The following is an 11418-nucleotide window of genomic DNA, read 5'->3' as shown; positions in this document are numbered from 1 at the left end:
AACACACCGTCGGCGAACCGGGCGGCGGTGCCGATCCCCTGGTCGGAGCCGCCGGCCTGGAAGACGACGGGCGTCCCTTGCCGGGACCGGGGAATCTGCAAAGGCCCGGCCACGGAGAAGAACTCACCGTCGTGATCGATCGGCGAACGGTCCGGTGCGTCGAGATCCCAGCTCCGCGTGACATCGTCGCGCCACGATAACCACAGCTTCTCGACGACCTCGGCGAATTCGTCTGCGCGCCGGTACCGTTCGTCGCGCGACGGCGGTTCGTCCAGACCGAAGTTCCGGGACACCGCCGGATCCATCGTGGTGATGATGTTCCAGCCGGCCCGGCCGCGGGAGATGTGGTCGATCGACAGGATCGCCCGCGCCAGCGCGTACGGGGTGCCGTAGGTGGTGGACGCGGTGGCGATCAGACCGACATGTTCGGTCTCGCGGGCGATCGCCGGCAGCAGCGTCAACGGATCCAGGTAGGCGAAGCCCAGCCCGTCCGGCCCCAGCGCCTGAGAATCGGCGAAGAACACCGCATCGACTCGCGATTCTTCGGCAAGCTGCGCCGAACGCACGAAATCATCGATATCGATGAACGGGTGGGTTCCGTCAGCGGTCTGTATCGGGCCCGGAATCAGATTGACGGTGAACTTCAAGTACCTGTTCAACGGACCGCCCCTACCGGTAGGTCGGTGGCCGTCCGGGCGACATCGGGGATCGACGCCACCAGCGCACGCGTGTAATCGTCGGCGGGGTCGGCGAACACCTGGGCGGTGGGGCCGTCCTCTTTCACCACTCCGTGCTGTAGGACGGTGACGGTGTCGGCGAATTGCCGGACCACGCTGAGATCGTGCGAGATGAACAGGTAACTGAGGCCCAGCCGCACCTGTAGATCGACGAGAACGTCGAGGATCTGCGCCTGTACGGTCACATCGAGCGCCGAGGTGGGTTCGTCGAGGACGAGGACATCGGGATTGAGGCTGAGCGCGCGGGCGATCGCGACGCGCTGCCGTTGACCGCCCGACAGACGCCGGGCGCGCCTGTCGGCAAAACTCTCGTCCAGCCCGACCAACTCCAGTACCTCGACGACGCGGCGCCGACGTTCCTCGCGGGATCCCTCGCGGTAGCGCACCAGTGGTTCGGCGACGATCCTGCCGACGGTGTAGGTGGGGTCCAGGGAGTTGAACGGATTCTGGTAGACGAGCTGCAGATGCCTGCGCGCGGACCGCAGATCTTTCCGATCGAGATGCGAAACATCCTGTCCGTCAACAATAATCCGGCCTTCATCGGGTTCGAGCAGACGTAGCACCAGACGCGCGATGGTGGTCTTCCCCGAGCCCGACTCACCGACGAGGGCGTGGGTGCGCCCCGGCGGGATCCGCAGGGAGACACCCTTGAGGGCCTCGGTCCGGTGCTCGCCGGCACCGAAACTCTTCTGGACGTTCTCGACTTCGAGCGCGTAGCGACCCGCTTCCGGCTCCGCGCGGCGGGAGATCGCCGGCGCGAACCTGTCGAGATTCAATCGTGGGATATCTCGGATAAGGGCGCGCGCATACGCCGATCTGGGCGCCGTCAGTGTCTCCCTTGACGGACCGTGCTCCTGTAGTTCGCCGTCGTTGAGAACGACGACCTGATCGGACCGCTCGGCTGCCAGCGACAGGTCGTGCGTGATCAGCAGTATCGACACACCGAATTCGGCCTTGAGACTGTCGAGCAGATCCAGGATCGTCTTCTGGATTGTCACATCGAGGGCGGAGGTGGGTTCGTCGGCGACGATCAACTGTGGCCGCCCGGCGATGGCCAGGCCGATCAGCACGCGCTGCAACTGTCCACCGGACAGTTGATGCGGATACGACCGCAACGCCCGCTCTGGGTCGACGATGCCGACCGACGCCAGGAGCTCTCGCGCCAGCGCTGGATAGCGCTGCCGGTCGGCGTGCTCGGGCTGGTCGGATTCGCGGAACGACTCGTACACCTGATGGTCGATCCGCCGGACCGGATTGAGCGATGCCGTCGGATCCTGCGGTACGAATCCGATCTGCCGGCCGCGCAGTGCCCGGAAGGCCCGCTCGGACAGGCGCAGGATGTCGCGGCCGGCGAAGAACGCCTCGCCACCGACCGCCGTCGACGAATCCAACAGCCGCAGTATCGCATTGACGAGGGTGGACTTGCCCGAGCCGGATTCGCCGACCACCGCGACGGTCTCGCCGGCGGCGACATCGAAGGACACCCCGTGGACGGTCGGCGATCGCAGGTCGCCGCCGTACGCGACGCGCAGGTCGCGCACCGACAGCACCGTGTCCGATCGCGACGATGGCCGCGAGCCGTGTCGCGTGCGAGGGGCTGTGTCGATGGAAACCGTCACGTCACTTGTCCTTACCGATAGTGGTGCTGAGTTGATTCAGTGAGAGCACGGTGGCCACCATGACCAGGCCGGGCAGGTACACCACCCATGGATAGCGGTACAGATAGTCCTTGCCTTCGGCGACCAGCAATCCCCAGTCGGGACTCGGCGGCGGATTGCCGTAGCCGAGGAAGGCCAGTCCGGCGATGCTGATGATCGCCAGCCCGAATTGCAACACCGCCAACGCCACCACCGACCGATAGGTGTTGGGTAGCACGTGGGCGAACAGAACCGACAACCGGCTTCCACCGATCAGGTACGCCGACTCCACGAATGTCAGATTCTTCACCCGCAGCACTTCCGAACGGATGAGCCTGCCGAATACCGCTATGGATGACACACCCACCGCGATGGCAGCATTCACTGTCTGAAAGCCCAACGACACCACCACGATCACGGCAAGCAGAAAACTTGGTATGGCCAGCACGATGTCCAGTACCCGCCCGAGGATTCCGTCGACGATGCCACCGAAGAATCCGGCGAGCAGGCCGATCGCGCTGCCGGCCACCAACCCGATCGTCACCGCCAGGAGCGCGGACAGGACGGCAGGCCGGGTGCCGTGCACCACCCGGGCGAAGACATCCCGGCCGAGTTGATCGGTACCGAACAGGTGCGCGGCCGATGGTTCGGCGAATCGTTCGGCCGGAACGCCGGCGTACGGGTCGTGGGAGGTGAACAGACTCGGTGCGATCACCCACGCGATGAGCACCAGGATGATCAAACCCGCCAGCGTCGTGGCAATGGTACGTACCGAGAGCCCGGGCACACGTACGGCCGGACCGCGGGACAGTGTCAGCGTCGCCGTCATGTGGCTGCCGCCTTTCGTAGACGTGGGTCGAGTACGGGATAGATCAGGTCGACAACAAGATTGATCGTGAGGAACAGCACCGCCGCCAGGGTGACCGCCGCCTGCAATACCGGCACATCCTGTTCGGTGGCGGCGGTCTGAATGATGCTGCCGATTCCGGTGCGCCCGAATATCGCTTCGGTGAGTACCGACCCGCCGAGCAGATCGCCGACGATGATGGCGGTGATGGTGAGCGTCGGCAGCGCCGCGTTGGGCAGCAGATGCCGTCCGAACAGTCCGATCCTGCTGATCCCCTTCGAGATAGCCACCGTCGAATACTGCTGAGCCCGTGCATCATCCAGAGCGGTGAGGAAGATCTGCGCGATCGGCGCCGACGCCGGGATGGCCAGCGTGATCGCCGGGTAGATCAGCGCATTGATGCTGTCGTAGTCGTTGATCGCGAAGAACCCGAGCTGGAAGGAGAAGATGTCGATGATCACCAGCCCGATCAAGAAGTTGGGCATCGACAGGAACAGCGGTGGGAATGCCCGGAACACCGCACCGCCGAACCGGGCCGGAACGTAGATCGCCGCCAGTGCGATCAGGAAGGCCAGAATAGTTGCGAACACGAATGCCGTTCCGGCCAGTTGTAGCGTCGACGGAATTCCTTCCCACAGCACCGCCGACACCGGACGGTGCGAACTGATCGACAGTCCGAGGTCACCGGAGAACAAGCGTCCCAGGGCGATCCCAAGTTGCTCGAACACCGAACGATCAAGCTTGTAGTACGCCAGCAGCCTCGCTATCTCCTCCTCCGAATAGTTGTTCTCCGGGTTACGCAACTGAGAGGACACCGGGTCCCCGGGCAGCACCGTGACGATGACAAATACCAGCACGTACACGCCGAGAACCGCCAGCAGCGCCTGCCCGACCCGGGAGGCGATATACCCGCCGTTCGCCGAAAGCCACAGCCGTGGGCCGGAAGGACCGGCCAGGATACGCGTGTCCTGTTCGCGGACCTGCAGTCCGGCTGTCATGAGTCGAGCCAGGTGTCGTAGAGCCGGATTCGGCCGTAACCGTCGGCGCCGATGCCTTTGAGCTTCGCCGATGCAGCGAAATTCTGCGGAAATTCGTGCACTGGAATGAAATAGGCGTGGTCGATGACATACTCCTGGGCCTTCTTCGACGCGGCGAACGCTTCGGCATCGGTCGGCGCGGTGGCCACGTCCTCCAGGATTCGATCGAATTCTGCAGACGGCTTCTTGAATTGGTTCTGCTGGCTGGAATGCCACCACCGCCACAGGTACACCGGATGAGGTGCAGCCCAGTGGATCTCATACAGCGGAACACTGTCCTGTTGCGCGACGGTGTTGTAGTTGGAGAAGTCGACGCCCTTCAGCTCCAGACGTACGCCCACCTTCTTCCACTGCTGGGCGATCAGTGCAAGATCGTCACGCGAGGTGGTGATGAACACCGACGGATACTCGAAGAAGTAGAGTTGCCGACCGCCCTTGGTGCGGTAGCCGTCCTTGTCCCGGCCCGTCCAGCCCGCCTCATCGAGGAGCCTGTTGGCCAGATCCGGGTTGTAGGCGAAGCGATCACTGAGATCAAGCCCCCAGGGCGTCGACGAATTCAGCGGTCCCGTCGCCACTTTCCACTCGGACGAGTACAGCGTGTCGACGATCTCCTGCCGGTTGATCGCATGCGTGAGCGCCTTACGGACCCTGATGTCGTCAAGGTGTTCGGCACCTAGTCGCAGGTGCAGGCCCCACACGCTGCCCGGAACGAAGCTGTTGAGCAGCGTCGCACCCCGCTCGACCAGACCTGTTTCTTCGGATGGCTGGGGGTAGTGGATGAGGTCGACCTGCCCGGAGTCGAGTGCACCTACCCGAAGCGACGCCTCCGACAATTGTTGAATGGTGATCTTGTCCAGGTAGGCGGGCCCCTGGTGGGCCGAATCGGGCCGCGGCCACGCGTAGTCGTCGCGCCGGACGAGCACGATCTCCTTGTTCGGTTTCCACGAGTCGACGACGAACGGTCCGGTGGCATAGGTGTTCTTGAGGTCGCTCTGCTCCTCCAGGCTGAGCTTGAGCGTCGCGGGCGCCAGGATCCCGGTGGTCGACGTCCCGGCCAGAACCGGAATCAACGCCGGGAACGGCGCGGTCAGCCGCACCTGGACCTCGGTGGCACTGATCGCCGTGGCCTTGTCGAACGTTTCCGGCAGGTTGGCCACCCGGGTGATACCCCGCGAATCGTCACCGAGGCCCTGCAGATTCAGGTTCAACGCCACCGCCGCCGCGTCGAGTTTCTCCCCGTTGGAGAAGGTGATGCCCTCCCGCACCGTGATGATGAATTCGGTGAAGTCGGCGTTGTGGGTGAAGCCGGACGCCAGATGCGGCAGTAGCGCACCCTCGTCGTCGTAATAGAACAGGTACTCCACGAACTGCGCCCACACCTGCAGGACATGCCACGAACTGACCTGCTGTTGCGCATACCCCTGGTTCAGGTGCGCGTTGAGATAGGTGATCTCACCGCCGGGCTTCGGTTCGGAGTTGCCGGATCCGGCGGGCGCCGGGGAGCCGGAGTCACCGTCGCGAGTACACGCAGCCACCACTGCGGCACCGGCAAGGAGCGCACCGAGGCGCAGAAACTGGCGCCGGCCGACATCGTGTCTCATGGAGATCCTTCTTTCGGAATACATCGGTGCGGGTTGCCGATAATGGTGTGATCGGTCAGTGGTTCGGTGACTATGCACGCCAGGCGTCGTAGAAACTGATCAGGCCCAAACCGTCGACTTGCAGGCCCTGCACCGTCTGTGCGGCGCCCCAGGTCTGCAGAAACTCGTGGATGGGGATGTAGTAGGCGTTGTCGATGACGTATTCTTGGACCTTCTTGGATGCCTCGATCCGGGCGTCGGCGTTCTTGGCCTGAATGACATCTGTGAGCAGGGCGTCGAGCTCTGGGTCGGGGTTCTTGAACTGATTTCCTTCGCTGCTGTGCCACCACCGCCATACCTCGCTTTGACTGCCCGCGAGCCAATGGTTCTCGTACAGCGGCACATCGGGTTCGGCGGTGACGGTGCTGTAATTGGCGAAGTCGACGCCTTTGATGTCGAGCGCGACACCGATCTTCTTCCACTGCTGAGCGAGCAACTGCAGATCGAGACGGGAGGTGGTGGTGAAGACCGACGGATAGATCACGAAACTCAGCCGCTTGCCCGCCTTGGTCCGGTAGCCCTGCCGATCGCGAGCGGTCCAGCCCGCCTCATCGAGCAACGAATTGGCCAGTGCCGGGTCGTAGGCGAACCGGTCCCGAAGATCCAGGGTCCCTGGCACCACATCGTTGAAGATGGATTTGGCCTCCGACCACTTACCACTCGGAAAGTTGGTGGCCAGGATCTCCTTTCGGTCGATGCCGTGCGAGAGTGCCTTGCGGACCCTGATGTCGTCGAGATAGTCGGCGGTGAGGCGCAATTGCAATCCCCAGACGCTGCCGAAAAACGATGGTGCGATCAGGTTGAAACCGTTGTCGGCGATCCGCTGTTCTTCGGTCTGCTGCACATAGTGGATGACCTCGACCTGACCGGATTCGAGCGCACCGACCCGCAGTGCCGGTTCGGCAACCTGCTGCACCACCACCTTGTCGAGGTAAGCCGGCCCGTCGTGCCGGGCGTCGGCGCGTGGCCATGAATAGTCCTCGCGCCGCGCGAGCACGACTTCCTTGTTCGGCACCCATGATTCGACGACGAACGGCCCGGTGCCGTACACGTTGCGCAGGTCGGATTGTCTGTCGAGGCTTGCGTTGATCGTTGCGGGTGCCAGGATGCCGACGGTGGTCCACGCGCCGAGCTTCTGGATGAAGTCGCCGTACGGCTTGGTCAGCCGGACCTCCACGGTGTGCGATCCGGTCGCGACCGCTTCCCCGTAGTAGTCCTTGGGAAAGTATTGTGATCGCGGAATCCCGCGCGCTTCATCGCCTCTGGCCAGGAAGTTCAGGTTGGCGGCCACCGCCGCCGCGTCGAGCGGCTCACCGTTGGAGAAGGTGACACCTTTGCGGATCGTCAGGGTGAAGCGGGTGCGTTCGTCGTTCTCGGTGAATCCGGTCGCCAGATGCGGGACGAACCTGCCGTCGGCCTCGTAGTAAAAGAGTCGCTCGACAAGCTGATTCCACACCTGTGCGACGTGCCAGGACCCCGTTTTCTGCTGCTGGTAGCCATCGATCAGCTTCTCGTTCAGATAGGTGATCGAGCCGCCTGTTCGGGGTGGTCCGGTGACGGCCGATGCTTGCTGGGTACCCCCGCCCCGCGACCCGCAGGCCGCCAGCGCACCCGTACTCGCCAAGGCGATGCCGAGCGCGAGGAAACGACGACGATCAAATGAGTGTGCCATGAATCTGCGAAACCGTTCTGTCCTGGATACGTGCCGCAGAGAAGTGTGCGTACTACCGGCGTGGCAACCTACGATATCGCTCTACACGAACCGCACACCGAGACTTAATGGTTCGCATACCGGCAATGGAAAGTCACTGCCAGCATGTTTTCCGTCCATCCACCGCGACCACCTCTCGTCTGTGACCGATACCTCAGCTCGACTGTCCCCGGATCGCATGCCCTGAACCACACGAAAGGGGCCCGCCATCGCAGATAGTGCGGTGGCGAGCCCCATTCGTGTGGTTCAGGACGCGAACTCGGGGATTACCTTGTCCGCGAACAGTTGCGCGCCGGACTGGTCGTAGGCGAGGTCGACGAAGTTGGTGATGGCGTAGCCGAGGCCGAGGTCACGGACGGCACCGAGCTTTTCGACGATCTGCTCGGGGGTGCCCACCAGGTATCCGGAGCGGAAGGTGGTGTTGTACCGGTCGGCCGGCTCACCGGGCACCAGCTTGGCGTAGTGCGCCTGGATCCAGTCGAGTTTGTCGGCGACCTCTTTCTCGGTCTCCCCGATCACCACGTTGTAGTTGGAGGAGCGGGTGATCTCGGCGAAGTCGCGGCCGAGGTCCTTGGCGTGCTGCTCCAGGATCGCCGACTTGTGCGCGAAACCCTCGGGGGTGCCGTCGAAGTTGGTGTACTGCGCGTACTTCGCCGCGATGCGCAGCGTCCTGCGCTCACCGCCGCCGGCGATCCACAGCGGGATACCGTTGTCCTGCAACGGTAACGGCTGCACAATCGCACCGTCGACCTGATAGATCCTCCCGTCGAGGGTGACATTCCCGTCCCGCCAGGCCTGGATGAAGATCTGCACGCCCTCATCCAGGGCCCGCAGGCGGTCACCGGCACCGGGGAATCCGTATCCGTAGGCCAGCCATTCATGCTCGTACCAGCCCGCGCCGATACCCATCTCGACGCGCCCACCGGAGACGTGGTCGACGGTGGTGGCGACCTTGGCCAGGTAGGCCGGATTGCGGTACGCGATGCAGGTGCACATCTGGCCGAGACGGATGCGTTCGGTGGACGCCGCGAACGCCGACATGAGTGTCCACGCCTCGTGGGTGGCCTCCTGTGTGGGTGTGGGCACGGTGTGGAAGTGGTCGTACACCCACAGCGACGTCCACGGACCCGCGTCGGCCTGCTGGGCGAGACGCTTGATCAGCGGCCACTGCTGCGCGGGTTCAATGCCGACGAGATCCAGACGCCAGCCCTGGGGGATGAAGATTCCGAAATCCATGAGCACCAACCTAACGCCGCGTCGGCGCAGTTCGCACCGGCAACGGAGCCTGACGTCGCATCGCCCATGGTGGCGGGCGCGACAAGACTATCGACCACCGCGCGTCTTACCCGGCCGCCCGCGACACCTCACCATCCGGAAGACCGGGTGTCGATGTCCCCAGCCGCTCGCGCAGCGTGGCACCGGCATGGTCCCGGGCGAACACCCCGCGGTCGACCAGACCCGGCAGTACGTCGTCGCGGATCCGGTCGAAGCTCGACCCGCCGAGCAGGATGAAGCCGTCGGAGGCGCCGGTGGTGACCCAGTCGGTGATCTGTTCGACCGCATCGGCGGCGGTCCCGACAATCTGGAAGTGCCCGAACGAGGTGGCGTACCGGACGAGGAAGCGGCGCAGCGTCGGGTAGACACCGTCGCGTACCCAGTTGCGGTAGATCAGTGCCCGGCTCACCCGGCGGTTCTCCGCGACGATCGCCTCCGGTGCGGGAAAGCGGTCCAGCGGGATCTCGTCGTCGGGTCCGAGTCCGGAGAGGTCCAGCCCGGGCACCTCGTAGGTAATGGCGGTCTTCGCCCGTTCGAGGTCGATATCGGTGAGCTGGCCATAGTAGGCCGCTTCGGCCTCCTCGACGGTGTCACCGAGATACAGACGGAGGCCGGGCAGCACCTTCAGGTGGCCGGGGTCGCGGCCGTGGCCGCGCACCGCGTCCTTGATCGTCTTGTAGTACGCGCGCCCGGCATCGATGTCGGGGGTCGCCACGAACACCACCTCCGCCGAGCCCGCGGCGAAGTCGATGCCGCGTTCGGAGGCCCCGGCCTGGGCGATGACCGGGATCCGTTGCGGCCCGGGTTCCAGGTCGAGGGCATCACGCACGGCGAAATGTTCACCTCGATGGTCGATGTCGCTCACCTTGGTGATGTCGGTGAACACCTCGTTGTCGAGATCGCGGATGATCGCGTCGGGTGCCCACGAGTTCCATAGTGCCTTGGTCACCGACAGATACTCGGCCGCCCGCGAATACCGTTCGGCCGGTACCGGAATCGCGTCGTAGCCGTAGTTGCGTTCCCCGTTGAACGAGGTGACCACATTCCAGCCGATCCGCCCCTGCGAGAGCCAGTCCAGCGAATTGAGTTGCCGCGCCGTGTTGTAGGGCTCGGTGAACTGGGTGGAGATGGTGATGACCAGGCCGATCCGGCTGGTCATTGCCGCCAGATGCGATGCCGCGGTCAGCGGTTCGAAGTGCCGCGCCGACCTGTTGGCCACCTGGGACCGGTTCAGGCCGAGGAAGTCGGCGATGAAGATCGCGTCGAACCCGAGTTCGTCGAGTTCCCGCGCGAAGTCGGCCGAACCGGCGGCCCGCCGTTCCGGCGATCCGCCCTGCTTCCAACTCGGAAACCTGTCGGTGAACGCGAACTCACCCGATACGAAGAACACACCCGACTGCCGTACCATCCGGCTCCCCTTTCACTTTCGGACACCCGGACGCTAGTTGCGGGGCATCGGGAGCGACAAGAGATTCAATCGCGGCGGTTCTCACCCGCACGGCCTACCCTTGAGACCTATGCCACATCCGATCATGTTCACCGACGACGACCCGATCCTGGCCAAGGTCCGGGAGTTCGCTCTGGCACTGCCCGATGCCACCGAGGTGATCGCGCACGGGCGCCCGACGTTCCGCTGCGGCAAGATGTTCGGCAACTATGGCGGCTCGGTCAAGGGTGGGGTCCGGCACGAACAGTCGTTGCTGTTCATCCCGGACCCCACCGAACGCGAGGCGCTGATCGGCGATCAGCGCTTCTACATTCCGGCGTATTTCGGACCTGCCGGCTGGCTCGGCATCCTGCTCGACGACGACACCGACTGGACGGAGGTGGCCGAGCTGCTCGACGCCAGTTTCCGGCAGGTCGCCCCGAAACGGTCCATCGCCAAGCTCGACGCCGCCGGGCAGTGAACCGGACGTCGGCACACGCCTGCTCAGTCCGCGGGCACCTCCCGCCTGCCGGTGACGATCAATGTGATGTCCTTCGCCGGTAGCGGCATCGGCTGCCCGGTTCCGATCACGAGGTCGGCATCGGTGGCCGTCAGCGAGCGTCCCCGCAGGTCGACACCGAAGTACTTGAGTTGTTTGCGACCCGCGTCCTTCATCGCCATCGCGATCCGTTCGGCCGGCGCGGGGGAAAGACCGAGTGCCTCGGTGATGTCGAGTCCGTGGATGACGTCGTGGGCCAGTGCCCCGCGCTGACCACCGCCGGGCGGCCGCCACGGGTGCTCGACGTTGTCCCGCAACGAGTTCAGCAGTACGACATCGCTGTTGCGGTCACAATCGCTACGCGCGATCCGGTCGCTGAACACATTGAATCGGAATCCCGCGGCTGCGATCCCGGCGAGCACCCGCGGCCCCGAATGCCGGTAGGCCAGCGTGATGTGCGCGACGACCTCCCGGACCCGCCACCCCTCACACAACGACGCCGCCGCCCACTGCTGCGGCGTCAGACCCGACAGCAATTCCACCAGCCGCCGGCGTTCGGCGAAGGTCTCCCGCACCAATGCGGAGTCTTCCTCTGAAGCGATCATTCCC

10 protein-coding genes are annotated in these 11418 nt (G+C 64.4%); 1 reads left to right on the top strand and 9 read right to left on the bottom strand.

The window, feature by feature from the left end:
• The 8 genes from GOAMR_RS20735 to GOAMR_RS20700 form a co-directional block, all read right to left on the bottom strand.
• Positions 1-659, bottom strand: a 659-nt coding sequence (locus GOAMR_RS20735) for an LLM class flavin-dependent oxidoreductase (RefSeq protein WP_040515984.1), incomplete at its 3' end; no start/stop codon positions are given.
• Positions 656-2344 (bottom strand): dipeptide ABC transporter ATP-binding protein, encoded by a 1689-nt coding sequence (locus tag GOAMR_RS20730; protein WP_040515983.1) that lies wholly within the window; start codon positions 2342-2344, stop codon positions 656-658. The genes GOAMR_RS20730 and GOAMR_RS20735, both read right to left, overlap by 4 nt.
• A 13-nt stretch (positions 2345-2357) precedes the next feature.
• Complete coding sequence (locus GOAMR_RS20725) at positions 2358-3203, bottom strand: ABC transporter permease (protein ID WP_005192563.1); 846 nt, start codon at positions 3201-3203, stop codon at positions 2358-2360.
• A complete protein-coding gene (locus tag GOAMR_RS20720; protein ID WP_005192561.1) occupies positions 3200-4219 on the bottom strand; it encodes an ABC transporter permease in 1020 nt (339 codons plus the stop codon). The genes GOAMR_RS20725 and GOAMR_RS20720 overlap by 4 nt, the downstream gene beginning before the upstream one ends.
• Positions 4216-5859, bottom strand: a complete 1644-nt coding sequence (locus tag GOAMR_RS20715) for an ABC transporter substrate-binding protein (protein ID WP_005192559.1) — start codon at positions 5857-5859, stop codon at positions 4216-4218. Before GOAMR_RS20715 ends, GOAMR_RS20720 begins: the two co-directional genes overlap by 4 nt.
• A gap of 70 nt (positions 5860-5929) precedes the next feature.
• The gene (locus GOAMR_RS20710; RefSeq protein ID WP_005192557.1) at positions 5930-7570 is read right to left on the bottom strand and encodes an ABC transporter substrate-binding protein; all 1641 of its coding nucleotides are present in this window, start codon (positions 7568-7570) and stop codon (positions 5930-5932) included.
• A 285-nt stretch (positions 7571-7855) separates the two neighbouring features.
• Positions 7856-8845: an LLM class F420-dependent oxidoreductase gene (locus GOAMR_RS20705; protein WP_005192554.1), complete on the bottom strand. Its 990-nt coding sequence runs from the start codon at positions 8843-8845 to the stop codon at positions 7856-7858.
• Positions 8846-8951: 106 nt separating this feature from the next.
• Entirely contained in the window at positions 8952-10292 is a 1341-nt protein-coding gene (locus GOAMR_RS20700; protein WP_005192552.1) for an NtaA/DmoA family FMN-dependent monooxygenase, read from the bottom strand.
• 109 nt (positions 10293-10401) lie between these two features.
• Between GOAMR_RS20700 and GOAMR_RS20695 the strand changes: the two genes are divergently transcribed.
• Complete coding sequence (locus GOAMR_RS20695) at positions 10402-10791, top strand: MmcQ/YjbR family DNA-binding protein (protein ID WP_005192549.1); 390 nt, start codon at positions 10402-10404, stop codon at positions 10789-10791.
• A gap of 23 nt (positions 10792-10814) precedes the next feature.
• Here the strand turns inward: GOAMR_RS20695 and GOAMR_RS20690 are convergent, their stop codons facing one another.
• Entirely contained in the window at positions 10815-11414 is a 600-nt protein-coding gene (locus GOAMR_RS20690; RefSeq protein WP_040515953.1) for a maleylpyruvate isomerase family mycothiol-dependent enzyme, read from the bottom strand.
• Positions 11415-11418 lie beyond the last annotated feature (4 nt).

It is taken from the genome of Gordonia amarae NBRC 15530, from assembly GCF_000241345.1.
Classification (GTDB): domain Bacteria; phylum Actinomycetota; class Actinomycetes; order Mycobacteriales; family Mycobacteriaceae; genus Gordonia; species Gordonia amarae.
Note: the sequence above shows the minus strand (reverse complement) of the source record. Positions and strands in the feature narration are given on the sequence as shown.

Coding starts and splice junctions, on each gene's coding strand:
- GOAMR_RS20725 (WP_005192563.1), bottom strand. CDS start 3,203: ATGACGGCGACGCTGACACTGTCCCGCGGTCCGGCCGTACGTGTGCCC.
- GOAMR_RS20695 (WP_005192549.1), top strand. CDS start 10,402: ATGCCACATCCGATCATGTTCACCGACGACGACCCGATCCTGGCCAAG.
- GOAMR_RS20705 (WP_005192554.1), bottom strand. CDS start 8,845: ATGGATTTCGGAATCTTCATCCCCCAGGGCTGGCGTCTGGATCTCGTC.
- GOAMR_RS20715 (WP_005192559.1), bottom strand. CDS start 5,859: ATGAGACACGATGTCGGCCGGCGCCAGTTTCTGCGCCTCGGTGCGCTC.
- GOAMR_RS20700 (WP_005192552.1), bottom strand. CDS start 10,292: ATGGTACGGCAGTCGGGTGTGTTCTTCGTATCGGGTGAGTTCGCGTTC.
- GOAMR_RS20710 (WP_005192557.1), bottom strand. CDS start 7,570: ATGGCACACTCATTTGATCGTCGTCGTTTCCTCGCGCTCGGCATCGCC.
- GOAMR_RS20690 (WP_040515953.1), bottom strand. CDS start 11,414: ATGATCGCTTCAGAGGAAGACTCCGCATTGGTGCGGGAGACCTTCGCC.
- GOAMR_RS20720 (WP_005192561.1), bottom strand. CDS start 4,219: ATGACAGCCGGACTGCAGGTCCGCGAACAGGACACGCGTATCCTGGCC.